The organism is Neorhizobium petrolearium, assembly GCF_017873175.1.
GTDB classification, from domain to species: domain Bacteria; phylum Pseudomonadota; class Alphaproteobacteria; order Rhizobiales; family Rhizobiaceae; genus Neorhizobium; species Neorhizobium petrolearium.
In genome coordinates, this window is sequence record NZ_JAGGJW010000004.1 from 387,194 (window position 1) to 409,177 (window position 21,984).

The following is a 21,984-nucleotide window of genomic DNA, read 5'->3' on the forward strand; positions in this document are numbered from 1 at the left end:
GGGAGACTAGAGAATGCGGCGACAAGCGAGGGTCTTGCTCGTATATCCAAGGTTCACCGGCGCATCCTTCTGGAATTTCCGGGAAGCCTGCACGCTTATCGGCGCGCGCTATCCGGCTCCGCCGCTCGGCCTGATCACCATTGCGGCGATGTTGCCGCAGGATTGGGAACTCAGGCTCATCGACCGCAACGTGGAGGAACTCTCCGGCGGCGACATCGACTGGGCCGACCTGGTGCTGACCGGAGGCATGCTACCCCAGCAGATCGACGTCCTCCACATCATCGATCTGGCGCATGCGGCCGGCAAGCCGGTCGCGGTCGGCGGCCCGGATGCAACCTCGAGCCCGGAGCTTTATGCGAGCGCCGATTTCCGTGTCCTGGGGGAGGCTGAAGACGTCATCGACGCCTTCGTGGCAGCCTGGAGCGGAGGGGAAAAGAAGGGCGACTTCCTGGCGCCGAAATTCCAGGCGGACGTCACGCGGACGCCGGTTCCGCGCTTCGATCTCCTCAAGTTTTCGAACTATACATTCATCGGGATTCAGTTTTCCCGCGGCTGTCCGTTCACCTGCGAATTCTGCGATATCATCGAACTCTACGGGCGCGTTCCCCGCACCAAGACGGCCGTGCAGATCCTCGCCGAGCTCGACGCGCTCTACACGCTCGGCTATCGCGGCCATGTCGACTTCGTGGACGACAACCTGATCGGCAACAAGAAGGCCGTGAAGGCATTCCTGCCCACGCTCATCGAATGGCAAAGGGCGCGGCACTATCCCTTCGAGTTCTCGACGGAAGCCTCGCTCAACCTCGCCGACGACAAGGCGCTGCTCGACCTTCTGGCGGAAGCGGGTTTCTTCACGGTGTTCGTCGGCATCGAAAGCCCCGACGAGGAGGTCCTCAGGGCAACGCAGAAAAAGCAGAACACGCGGCGCGACATCGTCGCCAGCATCGACAAGATCTACGCTGCCGGCATCGTCGTGATCGCCGGGTTCATCCTCGGCTTCGACGACGAAACGCCGGGCGCCGGCGGACGGATGACCGCGCTGATCGAGGATGCGTCGATCCCCGTGAGCATGGTCGGCCTGCTTTATGCCCTGCCCAACACGCAGCTTACCACCCGGCTCGAGAAGGAAGGCCGGCTCCATTCCGGGCATGCGGTCGACATGGACGACGGGAGCGCCGACCAGTGCGTGTCCGGGCTCAATTTCGCGACGAGACGTCCGCGGATCGATATCTTGCGGGACTATCATCGGGTCGTTTCCGCCATCTATACGCCACAGGCATTTTTCGGCCGGGTTTCGCGTGTCGGCCGGAAGCTGCGCGTGAAACACATCAAGGGAGGCTTCAATTGGGGCCGCACCTGGGTGGACACCCGGCGGTTCCTGTATTTCACCGTGGCTGCCACGGTGAGGCGCCCGAAATTTGCCGGGCAGATGGCCCTGATGATCGCCAGGGGCCTATTCTCCAATCCGGCAGCGCTTCCGCACATGTTCAAGATGGCGATACTCTACGCCCATCTCGGCCCCTTCAGCCAGTATATCGGCAGGGAGATCTCCTCGCAGATCGGCGCGATCGAGGAAGCCTCCCGCATCGTTCCCGACAATGCCTGGGAAGGCGAACTGCGACCGGCCTGAAACGCGCTGCGTTCCAGCGGTGCCATCCGCTTTCCGAGTCATCCGTCAATCCGCGGCGATCGCGCCCGCATATTCCGCGTCGGCGACCGGCTCCAGCCAGTCGGCCGTCCTGCCGTCCAGCGCCTCCTGGATGGCGATATGGGTCATGGCGGTCGTAGGGGCCGCACCATGCCAGTGCTTTTCTCCAGGCGGGAACCAGACGACGTCACCGGGGCGGATCACCCGGATCGGCTCGCCCCAGACCTGCACCAGGCCGAAACCCGCCGTGACGATGAGTGTCTGGCCGAGCGGATGGGTATGCCAGTTGGTGCGGGCGCCGGGCTCGAAGGCGACCGAGGCGCAGACGGCCCGGGCCGGCGCCGCGGCCTCGTTCAGCGGATCGAGACGGACCGTACCGGTGAAATATTCCGCAGGCTGCCTTTTCGACGGCTGCGATCCGCCACGCTTGATCTCCATGGTGCAAGTCCTCGCTGTTTCATTGCTTCCCGCCTCATATAGGGCGGATGGGCGCCTCACGGCAGGGCTTGCCTTTCGCTGATATCTTGTTATCCATTGCGCCCACAAGCGTCGGTTTTTGAGGTCCAGTTTGCCTAAGTAATCCCCGGTCTCGACAGTTTCACCCTTCCATGCGGGCAGGCCGGCAAGGCTGCCGCATGCGAAAAACTGTTCATCGGGGTGGCGGCTTGAGACCGGTATGGCATTGACCTGCCAGTGCTGCTCTTGAAAAAGCCGCCCTGAACATCCGACGCTTCGCTTTTTCTTCAAGTCCGGACCTTCGCCACGCCGCGCCCGATCAAGGGCTTCTCCAGTGCCGTTTCCCGCATGAACTTCCCGACCGGAAGATCAAAACGGCATGTGCACTATCCTTCATCTCGAATGGTCCATAATCCCGAAATCTCCACCCCGACCGATCCTCGCCTGCAGCGGTTGCGGCGGGCATAAACCCTTCCGCTCCAGCGGACGCATCCGCCTCAACGCCAACGGCAAGCGGCTCGATGCCTGGCTCATCTACAAATGCACCACCTGCGACGCCACCTGGAACCGGCCGGTCTTCGAGCGGCAAAGCGTCCGCTCGCTCGATCCCACTCTCCTCGACGCCCTGCAGACGAGCGCGCCGGATTTCGTGGCGCGCCTCGAATTCGACGCCGACGCGCTGAGGACCAAAGCAATCCGCATCGCGGAAAGCGAGGAATTCGAGGTGCGCAGGCAGGCGCTTTGCGACCTCGCGGACTGGTGGAAAATTCACATCGCGCTTGTACTGCCCTTCCCCGCCGGCTTGAGGCTCGACCGGCTGCTTGCGGCGGAACTCGGCCTTTCGCGCAGCCGGTTGCAAAAACTCTTCAAGGCAGGCGAGATCACGGTCGAGCCGGTGCGGAAGGATGCCCTGAAGCGCGGCATTTGCGACGGCACCACCATCATACTCGACCTGCGCGACGAGGCCGAACGGCTTTCGGTCGGCGGACGGGCGATGGGCGGCTGATACGCCCTCCCCGCATACTGTTCGCCCCCTCGAAAGCAGGCAATCGCATGTGGGGAACCGAGCAAGCGCAGCTTACTCCCTCTTCTCCCCAGCGGGGAGAAGTGCCGAGCAAAGCGAGGCGATGAGGGGGTGTACACACGGCAAACGCATCGCTAGACTTGGCTTCGCCCCCTCATCTGCCCTTCGGGCATCTTCTCTCCGCTGGGGAGAAGAGGGAATGTGTTGCCCGCCTCATCATTCCACAGAAGCCTCAGCATATTTGTTCATATGCGATTACCCTGCCCTCAAAAGGGGGCGAATATCGGGCCGCTGTTTCCTGTCAGCAGTTCCGGAACCGGGACATAGGCGCAAGCCGGATCCATACTTCCCGCAGGGTTTCCGCCTTCAGGGAAACGATAGCAACGCCCGACAGCACGATAAGGGTGGCGACCACCTCGCGCAGGCTGACAGGCTCTCCGAGGAGCACGAAGCCGAGGACGATCGTCCAGGGCGGCAGGAAATAACCGTTCATGGAACCGATGGTCGGCCCCGCCTTCTTCAGGATGTTCATGTAGAGCACAATCGGCAGCGCCGTTCCAAAGATGCCGAGCAGGAGCAGGACCGGCACAGCATCCAGTGCTGGAGCAAAGGCCGAAAAACCGCCGAGCCAGGCCACGGCGGCGAAGGTCGGCAGGCCGGAAAAAGCCTGCTGGCCGAGTGCCAGCCGGATCGGCTGCGCCTGCGGAATGCTGCGGACATAGAGATTGCCGAGTGCATAGCTCACCGCCACCGCCATCATGGCACCGATACCCGAGGGGTTGACCTCGGCAGAACCAAAAGCCGCCGGGCCGATCAGCAGCACCATCCCGCCAAAGCCGATCAGGAGACCAGTTATTCGTCTCCGCGTCAGTTGCTCGCTGGCAAACAGCGCCTGCGCCAGGACGGCGACGACAAGCGGAGTCGAGGCCTGGATCATCGAGGTCAGGCCGGCGGAAATCTGGGTCAGCGCATAGGCCGTCAGCGTGTTCGGTACCACGCCCTGCAAGAAGCCGAGGACGATCCAGTCGCGGTACTCGCGGCCGCGGGGCAGTATCTCGTGACCGGTCGCCGCCATGAAAGCGGCGATCAGAAAACCGCCCATCAGCCCCCGCACGGCCGTCAGCGCCAGCGGCGAAAGCGAGGTACCGGCGACCTTCAGAAGAATGAAGGCGCTCGCCCATAAAAAGGAACAGAGGAGCATTTGACCGATCAGCGGGGCTGCAGCGGCCTTCCTTGCGACGAGCGATAACATGACGGCCTCCCTAGTTATCTTCACGTGAAGATATTTGCACTCAATTTATCTTCATGTCAAGATAGTTCAGACGCAAACGAGGAATCGAGGCGATGGACAAGCCGGAACAGCAGGATCACGTCGATCGGTTGAAAGCCCAATGGGCCAGGGAACTGCCCGACCTCGACACGAGTCCGATGGAGATATTAGGGCGCATCTATCGCCTGTCGCGGCTGGTGACGCCCACGATCGAGGCGACCTTTGCCTCGCATGGGCTCGACCGCGGCGAGTTCGACGTCGTCGGTACGCTGCGGCGGACCGGCCCGCCCTACCGGCTGACGCCGACGGAACTCTACCGCTCGCTGATGATCGCCTCCGGCAGCCTGACCCATCGGCTCGGGCGGCTGGAAAAGGCGGGCCTCATCAGGCGCGTGCCGTCCGAAAACGACGGCCGAAGCCTCGCCGTGCAGCTTACGGAACAAGGCATTTACCGCGCCGAAGCGGCGTTCCGGCAGGACATGGCGAGCGAAGCGGATGTGATCGCGGCATTCGATCCGGAAAAGAGACGCCAGCTTGCGGCTCTGCTTCGCGAACTGAACCTCGCCGTCGAGGCCAGGCTCGCGATGCCGGCGGGTGGAGAGGCGGAGACTTGAGCGATGGCAACGCTTCGCGAAAGAGGACAACGCCTGGCGCTGCCTGTCAGCGGGCGCTCTTCGCAGCACCCATTTCCAGATCAACCTGATCCTCGAAGGCGCGCTTCCTGCCGGCGATGAAACGGCGATAGCCCTCCGGGTCTCTCCAGGCATTGACGCCTTCGGTCTGGGCCCGCTGCCGTTTGCCTTCGAGATCGTAATATTCATTGTGCTGCGCCAGCCAGATGTCAGGCTTCAGCATTTCGAGCATATGGTGGGTGCGTCGGTAATCCTCGGCGATACCGGGATAGGACGGATCCTTCGCCAGCCGATAGCCGGGGTTGAAGCCCGCTCCATCCGGGAACACCACGACATAGGGCTTGCCGTCCAGGACGAGATTGGCGATCCAGGTCGTCGCCCCGCGGGTATGGCCGGGCGTCAGATAGGCCGTGAGCAGCACGTCGCCCATCCTGATCGTGTCGCCATCGCGCAGGATGCGGTCGACCTTGACCGGCGGATAGACAAAATCGTTCCCGTATTTGAAGTCCCCGGAATCGCCGCTCTCCATGGCCGGAACATCTTCTCGCATGACCGCAAGCTGCGCGCCGAACTGCTCCTTGAAAAAGGCAAGGGCGCCGGCGTGATCGATATGCGCGTGGCCGTTGATCATGATCCTGATGTCCTCGGGCCTGAAGCCGAGCTTACGAATGGAATCGACGATCATCGGTCCCGACGACGGCATGCCGGTGTTCATCAGAATATGCCCTTCGGACGTGGTGAACAGGAAGACGCCAAGCCCCTTGGTGCCGACGAAATAGAGCGGGCCGATAATCTGGAGCGGTTCGTCCGGCTCCTCCCACTTGAGGGCCTTTCTAGCGATCGACATAAACAGGTTGTTGTCGTTCGCCAGTTGTTCCTGCGTCGGCATGTTTTCCGGCAAGGCCTGGGTGGCGGCCGGCAGCGCGGCGCCAAGAACAAGGGCCGACGCGAGGACCGGACCCGCCACGTGTATCATTGCGTGCATGCCTGCCTCCTCCTCTTTCAAGGTCGAGGGCCAATGCCTGAGCGCGTATCGCCTTCCTCCGGGATCTACCCTCAGGTCTCCTCCCGCAGGTGCGGCGATATTACTCCCGATTTCACTGGAGGAATATGGCAGGACGCAGCAACCGTTAACGGCGGCTGACCGCAGCGCCAATCGGGAACACATTAAGCAATGGGAGAAACGAATCCCGTTATCAACGTGCCCCCGACACCTTGAGCTCCATGCAGGTGAGGTCCAGCCAGCGGCCGAACTTGGTGCCGACTTCGGAGAATTTGCCGGCAATGCGGAAGCCGAGTTTTTCATGCAGGCGGATGGAGGCGGCGTTTTCCGATTCGATCGCGGCGATCATCACATGCACGCCGTTCGAGGCTGCGCGTGCGATCAGTTCCAGCATCAGAAGTCGGCCGATGCCCAAGCCGCGAAAATCGCGGTGGACATAGACCGAATGCTCGACCGTATGGCGATAACCGTCGAAGGCGCGCCAGTCGCCATAGGAGGCATAACCGGCGACTTTCCCGCCGACCTCCGCGACAATGACCGGGAAGCCCCGCGCCTTGCGGACCGCAAACCATTCCTTGCGGTTTTCGAGGTCCACCAGCACCTCGTTCCAGATCGCCGTGGTGTTGGCGACTGCGTCGTTATAGATCTCCATGATCGTCGGAAGATCGGCTTCGGTTGCGTCGCGTACAAGGGTGCTGGTCATGGCCATTTTCCATTATGATATAATTTTGTCCACTTTAGCAGACGATCGTCTGTTGTCCACAATTGTTAGCTTCTCGCTCTTCTGATAGCGTGAAGCTCTCGGGGATGGGAGGCGAAGATGCGGGTTCTGCTGACAGTTCTGGCCTGGCTGGCTGCCGTCCTCGTCGCGCATGCCGCCGAATGGCAGACTTATGCCAACGATCGCTACGGCTACACGATCGATCTGCCTCCGGGCTTCACCATGCAAAGAGCGCCTGATAACGGCGACGGTGGCACGTTCCTGGCGAAGAACGGCGATCGCATCCTCGTCTTTGGCACCTTCCTCGTCGACGTTTTCTTTGATGACGAAGCAGCCAATCGTATCGAACAGGCAGAGAAAGACGGCTGGAAGATTTCCTATTCCCGGGTCAAGCCGGAATGGGCGAGCTATTCGGGCACCAGGGGAGATCGCATCCTCTATGTCCGTGGCATGTGGCTATGCGAAGACGCGGCGGCCTTTCTGCAACTCGAATACCGAAAGCAGGATCTCAAGGCCTACGACATGATCATCAAGCGGATGGTCGCGAGCCTCAAGCCTGTCGGCTGCCCGCAGTAAGGGCGATCGTCAGAGACCGGACAGGCTGAAACAGGTTATCACCGCGCCGTAATGCACAGCGGCGGCGGCCACCACGAAGCCGTGCCAGATGGCGTTCTGGAAGCGCAGCCTTTCCCATACGTGGAAGATGACGCCGAGCGAATAGATGAGGCCGCCGATGACGATCAGCCAGATCGTGACGGCCGGCAGGTATTCCGAAACCTGTCCCATGACCATCGCGCCGCTCCAGCCCATGCCGAGATAGAGCAGAATCGCCAGCTTGTCGTAACGGCCCGGAAACAGGCATTTCAGCGTGATGCCGACCACCGCCGTCGCCCAGATAGCCAGCAGCATGGCAAGGATCCAGGGATCCTCAGCGCCGCGCTGCAAAAACGGCGTGTAGGTCGCCGCGATCAGGATGAAGATCGCCGAATGATCGAGCCTTCTCAGAAACCATTTCGTGCGGGAATGCGGCCAGATATTGTAGGTAAACGAGATCGACAGACAGAGCACCAGACCCAGCCCGTAAATCCATGCAGCGGCGATCGCGCCGTAGCTCGACCAGACGGTTGCGTAAAAGATCAGCGCCGTCGCGCCGATCAGCGCAAACACAATGCCGATGCCGTTGATGATCCCATCCGCGACGATCTCGTGAAAATCGTAACGCCGTCCGAAACTGAAAAACTCGTTCATGCCTACCTTCCGTCTCCTCACAGGATGGACATGGCGGCGGCGGAAGGCAAGAGATGAGCGATTCACTTTAGGTTTTAGGCATTAACCCTTCCGGCTTAAGCTTCTCCGGCGCAGGTCTGGCAGAGCGGCGCATGCGGCACGGCATCGAGCCGCTTTTCCGAGATCGGCTGGCCGCATCTTACACAGGTGCCGAACGTGCCGCCCGCGATCCGCGCAAGAGCCGCCTCGATCGCGACGAGTTCCTTTTCGCCGACCTCGCCGAGCTCGTCGAGCACCTCATCGTTGTTGCGTTCGACGGCGCGATCGTCATCGTCGGGGTTGCGCGGCGAGGTGAAGTCCTGCTCGATGCGGCTCAGGCGGCTCTCCAGCTCGGCTTTCCTCGTCCGCAGGATGGTTTCGTATTTGGCGATATCCATGGCCTTGTTCCTCCTTACCGGTCGATCAACACCGAGCATTTTGCGTGACGCACGACGCGATCCGCCGTGGCGCCGATGAAGTAGTTCGACAAATCCGGTATATGCGAGGCGACGATGATCAGGTCAGCGCCCCGCTCCTCCGAAGCCGCCAGAATCTCCCGCGCCGGCGAGCCTTCGCGGATCTCGATCTCGGCAGCAATTCCCATCCTCGCCCTCAGGTCGATCAGGGTCTCTTCCGACTCCTGCCGCGCCTTGACCATCATGTCGACGGTGAGATCCGAGACGAGATAGCCGGGGATATCCTCGACCACATTCAGGAGCAGAAGCGTACCGCCTTCATCGAGCAACGTCGATGCCTTGCGCAATATCCGCTCTCCCTTTTCCAGTTGCGCTATGTCCACCGCAACGACAATCTTCCTGTACATCGTGGTATCTTATCCTTCCTGTCTTTTTTACCGCCATCATCTTTTCTTCCGGCTTCCCGCCGCATTGATCAGAATCAACGATGCCGGATTGCCGTTTCCATTTTGGAGACGATCAATCGCCATTTTGCATTCTTTCGTGAACGACAGGAATGGGCCATATGGCTTTGGAGAGGGAGCCAGTTGGCCCCATCAAACGAGGATTTTCAACGTGTCCGATGTCGTCCAACCCTTCGCACTGACGCGGCCCGCCCATGTCCGCGCCGCCCATCTCATCGTCAGCGACCTGGCCGCCGTCTCCGACTTCTACCGGAAGATCATCGGCCTCCAGGTCATCGAAAAGACCCCTAGCGGCGAGGTACTCGGCGTCCGCGGCCAGCCGCTTCTGACGCTCACGACCGGCACCGGCGTTTCCCGCGCACCGCGCAATGCCGCCGGCCTGTTCCACACCGCCTTCCTGGTGCCGGACCGGCAAGAGCTCGCCCACTGGCTTGCGCATGCGGCCCATAACAACGTGCAGCTCGACGGCGCCTCCGACCACCTCGTCAGCGAGGCGATCTACCTCTCCGATCCGGAGGGCAACGGCATCGAGGTCTATCGCGACCGTAAACCCGAAGAATGGACCTACCATCCGGACGGCACCGTCGCGATGGCCACCGAGAGGCTGAACCTCCAGGAACTTTACAACAGTGCGCCCAAGCAAAGCTGGAACGGCATGGCGGACGGAACGGCGATCGGCCATATCCACCTGCAGGTCGGCGACATCCCCGAGGCCGACGCCTTTTATCGCGACGTGCTGGGTCTGAAGATCATGGCGCGGTATCCGGGCGCGAGCTTCTTCGCCACCGGCGACTACCATCATCATATCGCCGCCAATATCTGGAACAGCCGCGGGGCCAAAGCGCGGGAAGGCAACATGACCGGTCTTTCGGACTATACCGTACGCTTCAATGACAAGGCGGCACTCGATAGCGCAGTGGCTGCGCTCGATGCCCAGGAGATCGCCACGACGAAGACCGCTGAAGGCTTCTCGCTCAGGGACCCCTGGGGTATCGGCCTGACGCTTGCAGCCTGATCCTCGCGGCCTATTCCCGGCCCCCTCCCTGCGAAAGCGGCGTTCCGGAACCGGAGCGCCGCTTTCGCGTTGAAGGACATCACGGGGACCTATCGAGAAATGGCCATCACCAGCGCGCGCGGCGCAAGCAAGCCGAAAAGACATCCGGTCGACGTGGGAGGACTGGCGGGCGGGGACGCCGGCGGTGAGGATACCGACATCACCGAACATCACTATCCGCTCGGCCGCGAGGCGCTGGACGTGGTGATGGCCTGGGCGGTGATCGGCATCTTCGCGATCGCCTTCTTCGCCATCCTTCACTACATGGCGCTGATCCTGATCCCGGTGACGCTCGCCATCGTCGTGGGTTTGATTCTCGGGCTTGCCGCCGACCGGCTCGGACAGGCGGGCGTGCCGCGCTTCGGCATCGCGCTCATTCTCTCCACGCTGGTCTTCGCAGTGCTTTTCCTGATCATCAACTTCCTGGCGGAGCCGGTTTCGACGCTGGTGCGCGAGGGGCCAAGCTTCCTCGAGCGGACAGCCGACCGCATCATGCCCTTCCTGGAGAGACAACGCTGGCTGAACATCTCGCCGGCGACCTTCGAGACAGGGCCGATGTCGATGCAGTCACTGCTCGAGAATTCCAGCAATATTCTGGGCGTGGTGACCAGCAGCCTGACGCCCGCGATCATCCAGGGGCTGATCTTCTTCGCCGCGCTGCTGCTTTTCCTCTATGGCCGCGTCAGGCTCCGGCGCACCGTCATCCTCGCGTTCCCGACCAGACGGCAGCGGCTGATCGCGATCCGCGTGCTCAATGCGATCGATCAGGTACTCGGATATTATTTCGCGACGGCGAGCATCCTCTATTTCGGGCTTGGGATCATCATGACGCTGATCGCCTACTTCAGCGGACTCGCCATGCCGGTGCTCTGGGGCCTGTTCGCCTTTCTCTCAAGCTTCGTCCCCTTTCTCGGCATCACGCTGATGACGATTTCGGTGGCGGTCGCCGGCATCCTTACGCATGAAGCTCTCTTCATCGGGCTCATCCCGGCGGTCATCTTCTTCTCCGTGCATCTCGTGATGGAGAACCTGATCTTTCCAGCGATCATGGGCCGGCAATGGGAGATCAACCCCTTCATCGTCTTCCTCGCCATCCTGTTCTGGACCTGGATGTGGGGAGCGGTCGGCGCCATGCTGGCGCTGCCGCTTTCCCTCATCATGATGACGGTGCTTGCCGAACTATTTCCCGAGCGGAAGACGACCCCGAACCTGCCGGGATGATGGCGAGGATCAACAGATGAACCTCAGTCGTAAAGGTAATATTGCTCCCACTGCTCCCTAGGGACCTTCGAACCGATCTTGAAGTCGAAGGACATGACCTTCAGACCCTTGTCGCCCGTCTCGCATTGATATTTCAGGCGGTACCAGTCACCCCGGCTGCGAAAGACCGCACCGGGGGCGCGGACGGAATTGCCGTCCTCGATCGCTTCTGAAAACGTGTAGGCGATCACCTTGTCAGGTTTGAATTCGCCCTCCTTCCGAATACGCTCCATCGCTTCCATATCGCAACGCTGTTCCCGGCGTTCGTCCGGAGCAAGCGCGTTGAGCTGTCTTTCGATGCGTGCATCAAGGGCATAAGCTGGCAGGGCGTAAAGAAAGGCGAGCGCTACCAGCGACCAACGTCTTGTCATGTCATTTCCCATCCAATGTGACTCGGACGGCGCGGAAACTAAGAGACGATCGGATCGTTGACCACCGACCAGAACGGGAAATAGGATGATGTGATCGGGTGAGGTCAATGGGGGCCAGGTGAGCAAGCGTTTGGAACGAATGCGCGCCAATCCCCAGGCGGATTGGCGAATCGAAGACATCGAGGCCGTTTGCAGGGAATTCGACGTCGTGTGCAGTCCGCCGCGCGGCGGTAGCTCTCACTACAAGGTTAGTCACCCCAAGATGCGCGATATCCTGACCGTGCCTTTCAAACGACCAATCAAGCCTGTATATATTCGTAGGCTTGTACAATTTATCGACGCGGTGAGAACCTCATGAGTCCGTTGCGATATGCAGTTCTTGTATCTCCCCTATCGCCTGAAGATGGCGGCGGCTTCCTTGCGACCGTGCCGGACCTGCCAGGCTGCATGAGTGACGGCGAAACGCCGCAGGAAGCCATTTCCAACGTTCAGGACGCGATCGAAAGCTGGATCGAGGCGACGCATGACATGGGGCGGGATATTCCTCCGCCTTCAAAGCGGGCGGCAATCGGCTAAACGTCCCATACCCACCTTCCCCGCTTGCTTCGCGCTCCGTCGCCCCCTATCTCTGGCACTCCTTTCATAAAATCCGGAGTGCTTCCTTGGACATCTCCCGCAAATCGCCGTTCGGTCCTCTTCCCAGCCCTCCGCTGGCCGCGAAGAAGCCGGTTTCAGATACACGCCACGGGATCACCCGCACCGACGACTACGCCTGGCTGCGCGCCGATAACTGGCAGGCAATGTTCAAGGATCCGTCGATCCTCGATCCTGAAATCCGCGCTTACCTCGAAGCCGAAAACGCCTATATGGACGCGGCGATGGGCGACACGGCGGAGCTCCAGAAAGTGCTGTTTGCCGAAATGCGTGGCCGCATCAAGGAGGACGACAGCTCGGTGCCGATGAAGGACGGGGCTTTCGCTTACGGCACGCTCTTCGTCACCGGCGGCGAACAGCCGCATTATTTCCGCACGCCGCGCGACGGCGGCGAAAAGCACGTGCTTCTCAACGGCGACGAGGAGGCGAAGGGCAAGGACTATTTCCGCCTCTCAGGCATCGATCATACGACCGACCACGCCAAAGGCATCTGGGGCTATGACGACAAGGGCTCGGAATATTTCACCCTGCGCATCCGCGATCTTGCAACCGGCGAAGACCTTTCCGACGTGCTGGAAAATACCGCCGGCGGCGGGGTCTGGGCCCCGGACGGCAAGAGCTTCTTCTATACGCTGCAGGACGAGAACCACCGGCCGTCCAAGGTCTTCCACCACATCGTCGGCCAGTCGCAGTCGGAAGACAGGCTGGTCTACGAGGAGAAGGATCCCGGTTTCTTCATGGGCGTTGGCGGCTCCTTGCTGGACGACTTCATCTATATCGACATCCACGACCACGAGACGTCGGAATACCGCATTCTTTCGACCAGCGACCTGACCGCCGAACCGAGGTTGGTCGCCGAGCGCGAGGAAGGCATCGAATATTCGATGACGGAGGGTGGCGACGTCTTCTATATCCTTACCAATGACGGCGGCGCCAAGGATTTCAAGATCATGCAGGCTCCGGTTAATGCACCGGGCAAAGAAAACTGGACCGAGGTCGTGCCGCACGAGCCGGGCCGGCTGATCATCAGTCACATGGCGTTTGCTCGCCATCTCGTCTGGCTGCAACGCAAGGACGGCCTGCCGCAGATCATCATCCGCGATCGCGAGAGCGGCGAGGAACACGCGATCGCCTTTGCGGAGGAGGCCTATTCGCTCGGCCTGCAGGGGGCGGCGGAATACGACACCGATGTCATCCGTTTCTCCTATTCCTCGATGACGACGCCCTCGCAGCTCTTCGACTACGACATGGTGACCCGCAAACGGGTGCTTTTGAAGACGCAGGAAGTGCCGTCAGGCCACAACCCGGACGACTACGTCACCCGCCGGGTGATGGCGCCGGCCCATGACGGCGAACTGGTTCCGGTCTCGCTACTCTATCGCAAGGATACGCCGCTCGACGGATCCGCACCCTGCCTGCTCTATGGTTATGGCGCCTACGGGATTACCATACCCGCTGGCTTCAATACCAATATCCTGTCTTTGGCCGACCGCGGCTTTGTCTATGCCATCGCCCATATCCGCGGTGGCAAGGACAAGGGTTTTGCGTGGTACGAAACCGGCAAGATGGAGCATAAACAGAATACGTTCAAAGACTTCATCGCCGCGGCTGACTATCTGAATCAGCAGAAGTTCACATCCTACGCGAACATTATCGCCGAGGGCGGTTCGGCAGGCGGCATGCTGATGGGCGGCATCGCCAACATGGCACCGGAAAAGTTCGCCGGCATCATCGCCGCCGTGCCCTTCGTCGACGTGCTGAACACCATGCTGGACGACACGCTGCCGCTCACCCCGCCCGAATGGCCGGAATGGGGCAACCCCATCGACAGTTTCGAGGAATACCAGTGGATCGCCACCTATTCGCCCTACGACAATATCGCGGCCAGACCCTATCCACCGATCCTGGCGCTTTCCGGCCTCACCGATCCGCGCGTCACCTACTGGGAGCCGACCAAATGGGTGGCACGGCTGCGGGAGAAGGCGCCGGAAGCAGGCCCTTATCTTTTGAAGACCAACATGGCGGCCGGCCACGGCGGCAAGTCAGGCCGTTTCCAGCGGCTGGAGGAGATCGCCTTCGAATATGCATTTGCGATCAAGGTGGCGGGGAAGATGTAGGCTGCAGTCGGGATTGGGAAGGGGAAGATGACGGTTTATGTAGCCCTCCTGCGGGCGGTGAATGTCGGCGGCGCCGGTGCGTTGCCCATGACCGAGCTTAAAGGCATCTGCGAAGGGCTCGGGTTCACCGACGTGAAGACCTATATCCAGAGCGGCAACGTGCTGTTCCGCTCCGGTGAAACGGAAGCAGCGGTGGCCGAGAAGCTCGACGCGGCGCTGGGCAAAAAATTCGGCAAGAGACCGGGCGTCATGGTGCGCACGACCGCGGAACTCGAAGCGATCGCCGAGAACGCCCCCTTTCCCGAGGCCAAGCCGAATTTCCTGCTCGTATATTTCCTGACCGAGGCCGCCCCGGCCGATGCGCTCGCTAAAATGGTGGCGCCGGACGGCGAGGAAGCGGCCGTTGCGGGACGCGAGATCTACGTGCACTACCCGAACGGATCCGGCCGCTCGAAGCTGAAACTGCCGGCCCGGAAGCCCGGCACCTCGCGTAATCTCAACACGGTTCGGAAGCTCGCGGGCCTGGCCCGCGCGATGGAATAGGCGGATGGCGCAAATGGCGGGCATCATCATTCCGATCGTCTGTTACGCCATCATCTTCTATGTCGTCGGGACGATCTCCTGGTCCTTGTGGAAACAGCGGAAGAAAGGCCCCCCGGCCTGGCCGCCCTACCCGCTCATCAATGCGACCGAGGAGGAGATGGACCGCAGGCGGGCGGAAGTGCGAGACATGCTCTCCCATAAGGCGCTCGGAGCCGAACGGGCACGGCGACTCTGGGGCAAGCTGCAGCGGGCCGAAATCGGCGGAGGCCTCATCCATGAATTCCATCGCGATTTCTGCGGCCACGGTCTCATCCGCACGCAAGCAGGCATAATCCTCTGCGATATCCAGGACGGGCATTTCCCGGGGCCGGCGATCGCCACCTGGGACAACGAACGGGAGTTCGTGGACTTCTTCGCCCGCCAGAGCGATTTCACCATGAGCGGCTGGGAGCCCGCCGAGCCGGTCTTCTTCACGGAAGACAAATGGTATCGGAACAATCAGCGTCTGCGAGCAGAGATCATCGACAGGTTTCTCTGAACCGGAACGGATAGGAAACGCCGCGAAGCACGGCGCGGTTGCATTTCCTTGTCAAGCCCCAGTCGTCAAATCGACGTCACGGACGCAAGCCTCGCGCAAGGTTCAGCCGTTAACCATTCGTTAACCATTCTGAACACGGGCGTTCTGCCATGAAGATCGATAGCGGCCTCAACGGCTATTATTATCCGAACCGGACCCTCGACATGGACCGCAAGACCGAGGAAGCGCCTCAGCGCGAAACGGTGTCAGTTCAGCGTTCTCCCAATGCTTTGACGGGCAGCAGCACGCTGCTGTCGTCCTCGCTTGCCAATGCCCTTTGGGTAATCGAGAGCGGCGAGACGGCCTCCACCGAAGCGGAAGCGCCGATGCCGACCGTTCCCCATGACTGGGTCGAAGGCGTTTACCAGGAGTTCGCCTGAACCTGAGGCACCAAATCCCTGATCGCGGTTTTACGACGCTTCCGCCGGCGTCACCTCCACTGTGACATGCGACAGATCCCGGATGCTCCGGAGTTTTTCCTTGTAGAAGGATGGCGCGCGGGGCTTTGACGTGACGAGCGCCACGATAGCCGCGCGATGACCCGGCCCGACCTGCCAGACATGCAGGTCCGAAATCCTGTCCTCCTCCGTCTCCACCTGCTGCCGGATTTCGTCGGCCAGATCCTCGTCGTCCGGCTGGGCATCGAGCAACACCGTCGCAGTGGCGCGGATCAGCCCCCAGGACCAGCGGGCGATCACCAGGCCGCCCACCACGCCCATGACCGGATCAAGCCAGATCCAGCCATAGCCGCGGCCGAGGAACAGGGCGAAGATCGCCAGTACCGACGTCAAAGCATCGACCAGAACATGCAGGTAGGCGGCCCGCAGGTTGTGGTCTTCGGCAGGGCGGTCATGATCGTGTCCACCATGGTGGCCGTGATGATGACCGCCATCGTGCGCATGGGCGCCGTGATGACCATGATGGCCGCCATGATGATGCCGATGACCGCCCCTGAGCAGCCAGGCGCTCAGGAGGTTGACCGCAAGCCCGATGACGGCGACCGCGATCGCCTGATCGAAATCGATTGCAACCGGATGGGCAAGCCGCAGAAAACTCTCCCAGGCGATCAGGACCGCGATCAGGGCAAGCACGATGGCGCTCGCGAAACCGGCGAGATCGCCGAGCTTGCCGGTGCCGAACGTATAACGCGGATTGCGGGCCTGGCGGCGCGCATAAAGATAGGCCAGGGCGGAAATCAGCATTGCGCCCGCATGGGTCGACATGTGCCAGCCGTCAGCGGTCAGCGCCATCGAGCCGAAGATGGAGCCGGCAACGATCTCCGCTACCATCATCGTCGCGGTCAGCACGATCACCAGCCAGACCTTGCGTTCGTTGCGCTCGTGGTCGGCGCCTAAAAACACGTGGTCGTGCTTCAGCTCCTCGATGGAATGCGCCATCCGGTTTCTCCTTTTCGTCCACTCAGCGGATGTAAGTTCTCAGCGCCTCGGCGAGTTCTTCCGCCGCCTGAGCGCGTTGCTTATCGTTCTCGGCGTGCAGCACATGTTCGTGCAGGTGCCCCTCCATCACCTCGCCGGTGAGCCCTGCCAGCGCGCCGCGGATCGAGGCGAGAAGTTGCAGCACCTCGCCGCAGGGCGTTTCCTTTTCCAGCGCCCGCTCGACCGCATCCATCTGCCCCTTCAACCGGCGCACCCGCGCCAGAAGCTTTGACTTTTCCCGAATGGTATGGGCCACGGAATGCTCCCGAATTTAATATAGGGGGGTATCCTATACCATGCCTGAGCTTGCGCGCAATCCGGGGAGCCATCCCAGAGGCGCCGCAGGCTGGATGCAAGCCCCGGACAGGATTGGAACCCTAAGCCGATCCCCAGTCTCACAGCGAGGAGAGTCGAGATGACGACGATTGGCAGCACCAATTCATATTACGCATCCCTCCGCATCAATTTCGGCAAGAGCAACGACAGCAAGAATACGGACAACGGGGGCAACATCGCAGGCCCTCGGCAATCATCTGCCGGCGGCATGACCGGCAGCGACACGGTCTTCGGCGCCAAGCTCGCCGACGCGCTGTGGACAATGGAAAGCGAAGGCGTCGAGCTGGAGCAGAGTGCCGACGACACCTGGCTCGGCGAACCGCCCTCCACGACCTATGAAGACGAATTCCTGGAACTCTCCAAGAAAACCTATGCCGAACGCATCCGTGAACAATATCTCGAAGAGCATGGCCTCACCGAAGAGGACGTGAAGGCTATGTCGCCGGAAGATCGTGAAGCGGTCGAAGCGGGAATCCGCGAGGCGATCCTCGAAGCCATGGGCGTCAATGGCCAGAAGCAGGAAATCGCGATGGACATGGGCGGCGGTGCGGCAGGCGCTCAGGCGGCGGGCATTCAGGCCTCTCCGGGCAAGGCGGGGCAGGACACCAAGGACGACCCTCTGCTCTCCATGTAGCCCCGGCAAAACAGGCCTTATGCGGCTGCGGCCTTTTCAAACATGGCCGCTGCCGTTTTCTGCTGTCCTGTCGCCGTCGACATCACCATCGATCACACGGGATGCGCAGCTTTCCGCATACCATTCCCATTCCGCCCGCAACCGCCGCAGCATCTCCATCGCGAGGAGCAGCCAGAAACCGGCCGCCAGGGCAATCAGCGCCCAGAACGGCCGCATGCAATCCCTCGAAAACCCTCCGAACCTTTCATGATCGTGGCTAAAGCACGCGCTCTTCATCTCACCTCTCCGCTTGTCTCCGTGCAGATGACGACCTAGATAATTGCTACAGTCACTAGAGCTTCAAGAGGAATTTTGCGACATGCTGTCGATCGGCGATCTTTCGAAACGCACCGGCGTCAAGGTGCCGACCATCCGCTATTACGAGCAGATGGGCCTCATCGCGGCAGCCGAACGCTCCGAGGGCAACCAGAGGCGCTACGAAAGAAGTGATCTCGAACGGCTGGCCTTCATCCGCCATGCACGCAACCTTGGCCTCGACATCCCGGCGATCCGCGAGCTGATCGCGCTCAGCCAGCATCCCAGCGAGCCATGCGCCAATGCCGACCGAATCGCCGCCGACCATCTCGCTGCCGTGCGCGAAAAGATCGAGAGGTTGAGGAAACTGGAGCATGAACTCGAGCGCATCGTCTCCCAGTGCGACGGCGGTCACTCGATCGAGGACTGCTACGTGATCCGGGCACTCTCGGATCACGGGCTGTGCGAGAGCGAGCATTGAGAGGCACTCAAGGCGCTCGTGGAGCATCCGCCCCTGCGCACGACTCTATAGCCCGATCGGATCACCTCATGCCCGGCCTCTTCCCTCCCCTTTCCCCTTACGAAACCGGTTTCCTCGAAACCGGTGACGGCAACCGGATCTTCTTTGCGCTTTCAGGCAATCCTGCCGGCAGGCCAGCGCTCATCCTGCATGGCGGGCCGGGCTCTAGCCTGTCGGAAAGCGTCCGGCGGCATTTCGATCCGAGGGTCTGGCGCATCATCCAGTTCGACCAGCGTGGCTGCGGCAAAAGCACGCCGAATGCCGGCGATTTCGACAACGCACTTGCCGACAACACGACCTGGCATCTAATCGGCGACATCGAAAGGCTGCGGGAAATGTTCGGCGTCGAACGCTGGCTTGTCTTCGGAAACTCCTGGGGCGCGACGCTGGCGCTCGCCTATGCCGAGACTTTTCCCGAGCGGGTGAACTCCATGATCCTCGCCGGCGTCACCACCACCCGCTGGAGCGAGATCGACTGGCTCTATAACGGGCTTTCGCTTTTCCTGCCGGAGGCATGGGAGAGGTTTATCGCGGCGATCCCCGAGCGGTTGCGCGGCGATCATCCCGTCGCCGCTTATCATACCCTTCTGAACGACCCCGACCCGACCATCCGGCAGAAGGCGGCCTTCGACTGGCATGCCTGGGAGACGGGCTCGATCTCCTCCGACGGGCGGGCCGGGCTGCCGGAGCGCTGGCGGGACCCGGCTTTCGTGCTCGTCCGCGCAAGGCTCTGCGCCCATTATTTCCATCACCGCGCCTGGCTGGAGGACGGACAATTGCTTGCCGATGCACATCGGCTCGCCGACATCCCGGGCGCGCTGATCCAGGGCCGGCTCGACCTACAGGGGCCACCGGCCACGGCTTACGCGCTTTCCAAGGCGTGGCCGGGAAGTGAACTCACCCTGGTCGACAGTGCCGGGCATTCGACAAGCGACCGGGGCATGGCGGACGCGATCATGGCGGCGGCGAAACGTTTTGCGGATTACGACTGATCCGCCTGCCCATCCGGCGCAGCGACGTCCTTCAGGATATTCAATGCATCACGCAATGCCGGCGAACGGTTGCGGGGGTCGTAGAGTGCCGCAAGGCTGAGTGTCAGCGAGGCGGGATAGGGTTCGATCCGCCGCCGGACGATGCCCGCGATGTCGATGCTTCTCGACTGGACCGGGGCCAGGCCGATCCCGAGACCGGCGGCCACGAAGGAAAGCTGGCTGTGGAGGCGACCGGCCGTCGCGGCGACCGTCAGCGAGTGTCCCGCAAGCCTGCATTGATCCCTGATCGCGGCGTAAAGAGAAAGTCCCTGTTCTTCCGGAAAGAGGATCATCGGTTCTTTCGCCAGCTGGACGAAACCTATCTGCCGTTCCGCACTCAAGGGATGATCCTCCGGCAGAACCGCGTCGAACCGGTCTTTGGAGAGGATTTCGACGGAAAGCCGCGGTTGCGTTTCCACCGGCGGATGGCCGAGACCGAGATCGATCCGGCCAGCGGAGATCATCTCGACCTGTTCATTGGTCGTCGCCTCATGGAGGTCGAAGTCGGCTTGCGGATTTACCTGCCGCAATTGCCGGATCGCCGCCGGCAGGATGTGATAGAGCGCGGCCGAGACAAAGGCGATCCGAAGCCGGTTGCCGGCTTTGCGGGCGGCCTGTCTGGCAAATTGCCGTGCGCGTTCCTCCGCGTTCACGATCGCGAGCGCTTCCTCCCGAAAAGCCAGTCCGGCGGCCGTCAGAACGACGCGCCGGCTGGTGCGTTCGAACAGCCGGACATCGAGTTCGTCCTCCAGCCGGGCAATGGCGCGACTGAGATGCGGTTGCGCCATTCCCACCGCCCTCGATGCCCTGCCGAAATGCAGGGTCTCCGCGAGCGCAAGAAAATATCGGATCTGGTTGAAATCCATCGATGTCAATTCTGGTATCGGATGAGACCAGACCGCATCATTGATGCATCGGTCTCCCATCGTCTACCTCTTCGGCATCACAATGAAAGGAGGTGACATGAAAGAGGTCGCAGCCGCTGAGAGAACGGATCACTGAGATGCAGGTGATGATAGAGGGACAGTCACACTTCCAGCCTTTCGGCTTATCCTATTGGGGTTTTGAAGATCTCAATAAGGGAGTTGGAAGCATGACTGCCTCTTATGAATACCACATCGGGGTCGACTACCACAAATCCTACAGCCACCTGGTGGTGCAGGACAGCAGTGGCAAGACGCTGAGATCCGGTCGGGTTAAGAACGACCGCCAGTCGCTAGGCGGGTTTCTGGAGCGATATCGTGAGAATAGCCATGCGGTTGTCGAGGCGACCCGCAACTGGATGGTGATCTACGACTGGCTCGACGACATTTGTGATGATGTCGTTCTCGCCCATCCATTGAAGGTCAAGGCGATCGCTGACGCCAAGATCAAGACGGACAAGATCGATGCGACGGTGCTGGCGCATCTGCTGCGAGCCGACCTGGTGCCGGAGGCTTGGGCACCCGGCGAAAAGGCCCGAGAGCTGCGTGTCGCGCTACGCGAGCGAATGTTTTATGTGCGGCTGCGCACGATGACGAAGAACCGTATCGTCACGGTGTTTGATCGGTATCCGGAGCAGACGGCGCAGCTGAAGAAGCTGGGCGACCTGTTTGGCAAGGCCGGCCGCATTCAACTTGCGCAGGTCAAGGTCTCGGAGATCGACCGCATTCAGATCGACCGAGGTCTTGCCTTCATCGGCGACATCGATGTCAGGATCAAGCAATCGGAAGCGACGATCCGGGCGATGACCAAAGCCAATGCCAATGTGAAGCTGTTGAAGACGATCCCCGGCATCGGCGAGTTCTTTGCAAGACTGATCGACGCGGAGATCGACGACATATCGCGGTTTCGCAACCCGAAGAAGCTCGCCGCCTATGCCGGACTGGTGCCGTCGACCTATTCCTCCGGCGGCAAGACCTTCCACGGCAAGATCATCCGGCAAGGCAACAAGTGGCTGCGCTGGGCGTTCGTCGAAGCCGTTTCTCCTGCCATCGCCAGCGATCCGCAGCTTCGCGCCCAGTACGAGCATCTGAAGATCAGAGGAGCCAACAAGGCGCGTGTGGCCATCGCGCGCAAGCTTTTGACGATCGCCTTCCAGATCCTGGGGGACCAGCGCGCCTACGAGCAGCGCGGCGAAAGCAACATGGAGAGCACGTCGACAATATCCCGGTTGTCCTGATCGCTGGCTAGCGAGCCCGGCAGATCTGGGCTGCGCTCATAAAGGAGAATGGGAAACCGGGAGCCGAACGTCACTCTGTGACCAAAGCTAACGCAT

At 61.2% G+C, this 21,984-nt stretch carries 27 protein-coding genes; 15 read left to right on the plus strand and 12 right to left on the minus strand.

The genetic code is table 11. The features are described 5' to 3' along the window. The first annotated feature begins 13 nt into the window (after positions 1-13). Positions 14-1,630 (plus strand): B12-binding domain-containing radical SAM protein, encoded by a 1,617-nt coding sequence (locus tag J2046_RS10295; RefSeq protein ID WP_210051561.1) that lies wholly within the window; start codon positions 14-16, stop codon positions 1,628-1,630. A 45-nt stretch (positions 1,631-1,675) separates the two neighbouring features. On the opposite strand, the gene J2046_RS10300 is transcribed toward J2046_RS10295, so the two are convergent. After that, positions 1,676-2,086, minus strand: coding sequence for a (R)-mandelonitrile lyase (locus J2046_RS10300; protein WP_210051570.1), 411 nt, complete (start codon positions 2,084-2,086; stop codon positions 1,676-1,678). Between the two features lie 397 nt (positions 2,087-2,483). Here J2046_RS10300 and J2046_RS10305 point away from each other — a divergent pair, with 397 nt between their 5' ends. Further along, positions 2,484-3,110, plus strand: a complete 627-nt coding sequence (locus tag J2046_RS10305) for a DUF1062 domain-containing protein (RefSeq protein ID WP_210051575.1) — start codon at positions 2,484-2,486, stop codon at positions 3,108-3,110. 319 nt (positions 3,111-3,429) lie between these two features. Here J2046_RS10305 and J2046_RS10310 read toward each other — a convergent pair whose 3' ends face one another. Beyond that, a complete protein-coding gene (locus J2046_RS10310) occupies positions 3,430-4,380 on the minus strand; it encodes a DMT family transporter (RefSeq protein WP_210051576.1) in 951 nt (316 codons plus the stop codon). 92 nt (positions 4,381-4,472) lie between these two features. On the opposite strand from J2046_RS10310, the gene J2046_RS10315 reads away from it, so the two are divergent. Continuing rightward, positions 4,473-5,012 carry a MarR family winged helix-turn-helix transcriptional regulator gene (locus tag J2046_RS10315; protein ID WP_210051577.1) on the plus strand — a complete coding sequence of 180 codons (540 nt, stop codon included), beginning with the start codon at positions 4,473-4,475 and terminating at the stop codon, positions 5,010-5,012. A 46-nt stretch (positions 5,013-5,058) separates the two neighbouring features. Here J2046_RS10315 and bla read toward each other — a convergent pair whose 3' ends face one another. Next, positions 5,059-6,015 (minus strand): subclass B3 metallo-beta-lactamase, encoded by a 957-nt coding sequence (bla, locus tag J2046_RS10320; protein WP_233469657.1) that lies wholly within the window; start codon positions 6,013-6,015, stop codon positions 5,059-5,061. Between the two features lie 211 nt (positions 6,016-6,226). Further along, positions 6,227-6,736, minus strand: coding sequence for a GNAT family N-acetyltransferase (locus J2046_RS10325; protein WP_210051578.1), 510 nt, complete (start codon positions 6,734-6,736; stop codon positions 6,227-6,229). A 117-nt stretch (positions 6,737-6,853) separates the two neighbouring features. Here J2046_RS10325 and J2046_RS10330 point away from each other — a divergent pair, with 117 nt between their 5' ends. Then, the gene (locus tag J2046_RS10330) at positions 6,854-7,330 is read left to right on the plus strand and encodes a hypothetical protein (RefSeq protein WP_210051579.1); all 477 of its coding nucleotides are present in this window, start codon (positions 6,854-6,856) and stop codon (positions 7,328-7,330) included. A 9-nt stretch (positions 7,331-7,339) separates the two neighbouring features. Here J2046_RS10330 and trhA read toward each other — a convergent pair whose 3' ends face one another. From trhA to J2046_RS10345, 3 genes are all read right to left on the minus strand, one after another. After that, positions 7,340-8,002 (minus strand): PAQR family membrane homeostasis protein TrhA, encoded by a 663-nt coding sequence (gene trhA, locus J2046_RS10335; protein WP_210051580.1) that lies wholly within the window; start codon positions 8,000-8,002, stop codon positions 7,340-7,342. 95 nt (positions 8,003-8,097) lie between these two features. Further along, positions 8,098-8,418, minus strand: coding sequence for a TraR/DksA family transcriptional regulator (locus J2046_RS10340; RefSeq protein WP_210051581.1), 321 nt, complete (start codon positions 8,416-8,418; stop codon positions 8,098-8,100). Between the two features lie 14 nt (positions 8,419-8,432). Next, positions 8,433-8,843 carry a universal stress protein gene (locus J2046_RS10345; RefSeq protein ID WP_210051582.1) on the minus strand — a complete coding sequence of 137 codons (411 nt, stop codon included), beginning with the start codon at positions 8,841-8,843 and terminating at the stop codon, positions 8,433-8,435. Positions 8,844-9,051: 208 nt separating this feature from the next. Between J2046_RS10345 and J2046_RS10350 the strand changes: the two genes are divergently transcribed. Then, positions 9,052-9,915 carry a VOC family protein gene (locus J2046_RS10350; protein WP_210051583.1) on the plus strand — a complete coding sequence of 288 codons (864 nt, stop codon included), beginning with the start codon at positions 9,052-9,054 and terminating at the stop codon, positions 9,913-9,915. Positions 9,916-10,014: 99 nt separating this feature from the next. After that, positions 10,015-11,175 carry an AI-2E family transporter gene (locus tag J2046_RS10355; RefSeq protein ID WP_210051584.1) on the plus strand — a complete coding sequence of 387 codons (1,161 nt, stop codon included), beginning with the start codon at positions 10,015-10,017 and terminating at the stop codon, positions 11,173-11,175. A 23-nt stretch (positions 11,176-11,198) separates the two neighbouring features. On the opposite strand, the gene J2046_RS10360 is transcribed toward J2046_RS10355, so the two are convergent. Further along, complete coding sequence (locus J2046_RS10360; RefSeq protein ID WP_037157703.1) at positions 11,199-11,585, minus strand: DUF930 domain-containing protein; 387 nt, start codon at positions 11,583-11,585, stop codon at positions 11,199-11,201. A gap of 354 nt (positions 11,586-11,939) precedes the next feature. On the opposite strand from J2046_RS10360, the gene J2046_RS10365 reads away from it, so the two are divergent. The 5 genes from J2046_RS10365 (at position 11,940) to J2046_RS10385 (ending at position 15,856) form a co-directional block, all read left to right on the plus strand. Beyond that, a complete protein-coding gene (locus J2046_RS10365) occupies positions 11,940-12,161 on the plus strand; it encodes a type II toxin-antitoxin system HicB family antitoxin (RefSeq protein ID WP_210051585.1) in 222 nt (73 codons plus the stop codon). An 86-nt stretch (positions 12,162-12,247) separates the two neighbouring features. Continuing rightward, positions 12,248-14,356 (plus strand): S9 family peptidase, encoded by a 2,109-nt coding sequence (locus J2046_RS10370; RefSeq protein ID WP_210051586.1) that lies wholly within the window; start codon positions 12,248-12,250, stop codon positions 14,354-14,356. Between the two features lie 27 nt (positions 14,357-14,383). Beyond that, a complete protein-coding gene (locus J2046_RS10375; RefSeq protein ID WP_210051587.1) occupies positions 14,384-14,899 on the plus strand; it encodes a DUF1697 domain-containing protein in 516 nt (171 codons plus the stop codon). A gap of 13 nt (positions 14,900-14,912) precedes the next feature. Continuing rightward, positions 14,913-15,437, plus strand: coding sequence for a hypothetical protein (locus J2046_RS10380; RefSeq protein ID WP_210051588.1), 525 nt, complete (start codon positions 14,913-14,915; stop codon positions 15,435-15,437). Positions 15,438-15,586: 149 nt separating this feature from the next. Further along, positions 15,587-15,856: a hypothetical protein gene (locus J2046_RS10385; protein WP_210051589.1), complete on the plus strand. Its 270-nt coding sequence runs from the start codon at positions 15,587-15,589 to the stop codon at positions 15,854-15,856. A gap of 30 nt (positions 15,857-15,886) precedes the next feature. On the opposite strand, the gene dmeF is transcribed toward J2046_RS10385, so the two are convergent. After that, the gene (gene dmeF, locus J2046_RS10390; protein ID WP_210051590.1) at positions 15,887-16,873 is read right to left on the minus strand and encodes a CDF family Co(II)/Ni(II) efflux transporter DmeF; all 987 of its coding nucleotides are present in this window, start codon (positions 16,871-16,873) and stop codon (positions 15,887-15,889) included. 22 nt (positions 16,874-16,895) lie between these two features. Next, positions 16,896-17,168, minus strand: coding sequence for a Ni(II)/Co(II)-sensing transcriptional repressor DmeR (gene dmeR / locus J2046_RS10395; protein WP_210051591.1), 273 nt, complete (start codon positions 17,166-17,168; stop codon positions 16,896-16,898). Between the two features lie 159 nt (positions 17,169-17,327). Between dmeR and J2046_RS10400 the strand changes: the two genes are divergently transcribed. Then, positions 17,328-17,882 (plus strand): hypothetical protein, encoded by a 555-nt coding sequence (locus J2046_RS10400; protein ID WP_210051592.1) that lies wholly within the window; start codon positions 17,328-17,330, stop codon positions 17,880-17,882. Positions 17,883-17,918: 36 nt separating this feature from the next. Here J2046_RS10400 and J2046_RS10405 read toward each other — a convergent pair whose 3' ends face one another. Further along, entirely contained in the window at positions 17,919-18,098 is a 180-nt protein-coding gene (locus J2046_RS10405; protein WP_210051593.1) for a hypothetical protein, read from the minus strand. A gap of 142 nt (positions 18,099-18,240) precedes the next feature. Between J2046_RS10405 and J2046_RS10410 the strand changes: the two genes are divergently transcribed. Continuing rightward, the gene (locus J2046_RS10410) at positions 18,241-18,657 is read left to right on the plus strand and encodes a MerR family transcriptional regulator (protein WP_210051594.1); all 417 of its coding nucleotides are present in this window, start codon (positions 18,241-18,243) and stop codon (positions 18,655-18,657) included. 68 nt (positions 18,658-18,725) lie between these two features. Further along, a complete protein-coding gene (gene pip, locus J2046_RS10415) occupies positions 18,726-19,688 on the plus strand; it encodes a prolyl aminopeptidase (RefSeq protein WP_210051595.1) in 963 nt (320 codons plus the stop codon). Here the strand turns inward: pip and J2046_RS10420 are convergent. Beyond that, a complete protein-coding gene (locus J2046_RS10420; RefSeq protein WP_210051596.1) occupies positions 19,679-20,593 on the minus strand; it encodes a LysR family transcriptional regulator in 915 nt (304 codons plus the stop codon). The two genes, pip and J2046_RS10420, sit on opposite strands and share 10 nt — an antisense overlap. A 227-nt stretch (positions 20,594-20,820) precedes the next feature. Here J2046_RS10420 and J2046_RS10425 point away from each other — a divergent pair, with 227 nt between their 5' ends. Beyond that, complete coding sequence (locus J2046_RS10425; protein WP_210051597.1) at positions 20,821-21,888, plus strand: IS110 family RNA-guided transposase; 1,068 nt, start codon at positions 20,821-20,823, stop codon at positions 21,886-21,888. The last annotated feature ends 96 nt before the right edge of the window (positions 21,889-21,984 follow it).

Bases quoted from the DNA above. Each gene is read 5' to 3' on its own strand.
- J2046_RS10310 (WP_210051576.1), bottom strand. From the start codon at position 4,380: ATGTTATCGCTCGTCGCAAGGAAGGCCGCTGCAGCCCCGCTGATCGGT.
- J2046_RS10345 (WP_210051582.1), bottom strand. From the start codon at position 8,843: ATGTACAGGAAGATTGTCGTTGCGGTGGACATAGCGCAACTGGAAAAG.
- J2046_RS10295 (WP_210051561.1), top strand. From the start codon at position 14: ATGCGGCGACAAGCGAGGGTCTTGCTCGTATATCCAAGGTTCACCGGC.
- pip (WP_210051595.1), top strand. From the start codon at position 18,726: ATGCCCGGCCTCTTCCCTCCCCTTTCCCCTTACGAAACCGGTTTCCTC.
- J2046_RS10410 (WP_210051594.1), top strand. From the start codon at position 18,241: ATGCTGTCGATCGGCGATCTTTCGAAACGCACCGGCGTCAAGGTGCCG.
- J2046_RS10305 (WP_210051575.1), top strand. From the start codon at position 2,484: ATGTGCACTATCCTTCATCTCGAATGGTCCATAATCCCGAAATCTCCA.
- J2046_RS10330 (WP_210051579.1), top strand. From the start codon at position 6,854: ATGCGGGTTCTGCTGACAGTTCTGGCCTGGCTGGCTGCCGTCCTCGTC.
- J2046_RS10340 (WP_210051581.1), bottom strand. From the start codon at position 8,418: ATGGATATCGCCAAATACGAAACCATCCTGCGGACGAGGAAAGCCGAG.
- bla (WP_233469657.1), bottom strand. From the start codon at position 6,015: ATGCACGCAATGATACACGTGGCGGGTCCGGTCCTCGCGTCGGCCCTT.
- J2046_RS10365 (WP_210051585.1), top strand. From the start codon at position 11,940: ATGAGTCCGTTGCGATATGCAGTTCTTGTATCTCCCCTATCGCCTGAA.
- J2046_RS10385 (WP_210051589.1), top strand. From the start codon at position 15,587: ATGAAGATCGATAGCGGCCTCAACGGCTATTATTATCCGAACCGGACC.
- J2046_RS10400 (WP_210051592.1), top strand. From the start codon at position 17,328: ATGACGACGATTGGCAGCACCAATTCATATTACGCATCCCTCCGCATC.
- J2046_RS10420 (WP_210051596.1), bottom strand. From the start codon at position 20,593: ATGGATTTCAACCAGATCCGATATTTTCTTGCGCTCGCGGAGACCCTG.
- J2046_RS10360 (WP_037157703.1), bottom strand. From the start codon at position 11,585: ATGACAAGACGTTGGTCGCTGGTAGCGCTCGCCTTTCTTTACGCCCTG.
- J2046_RS10380 (WP_210051588.1), top strand. From the start codon at position 14,913: ATGGCGGGCATCATCATTCCGATCGTCTGTTACGCCATCATCTTCTAT.
- J2046_RS10425 (WP_210051597.1), top strand. From the start codon at position 20,821: ATGACTGCCTCTTATGAATACCACATCGGGGTCGACTACCACAAATCC.
- J2046_RS10375 (WP_210051587.1), top strand. From the start codon at position 14,384: ATGACGGTTTATGTAGCCCTCCTGCGGGCGGTGAATGTCGGCGGCGCC.
- J2046_RS10405 (WP_210051593.1), bottom strand. From the start codon at position 18,098: ATGCGGCCGTTCTGGGCGCTGATTGCCCTGGCGGCCGGTTTCTGGCTG.
- trhA (WP_210051580.1), bottom strand. From the start codon at position 8,002: ATGAACGAGTTTTTCAGTTTCGGACGGCGTTACGATTTTCACGAGATC.
- dmeF (WP_210051590.1), bottom strand. From the start codon at position 16,873: ATGGCGCATTCCATCGAGGAGCTGAAGCACGACCACGTGTTTTTAGGC.
- J2046_RS10325 (WP_210051578.1), bottom strand. From the start codon at position 6,736: ATGACCAGCACCCTTGTACGCGACGCAACCGAAGCCGATCTTCCGACG.
- J2046_RS10315 (WP_210051577.1), top strand. From the start codon at position 4,473: ATGGACAAGCCGGAACAGCAGGATCACGTCGATCGGTTGAAAGCCCAA.
- J2046_RS10300 (WP_210051570.1), bottom strand. From the start codon at position 2,086: ATGGAGATCAAGCGTGGCGGATCGCAGCCGTCGAAAAGGCAGCCTGCG.
- J2046_RS10355 (WP_210051584.1), top strand. From the start codon at position 10,015: ATGGCCATCACCAGCGCGCGCGGCGCAAGCAAGCCGAAAAGACATCCG.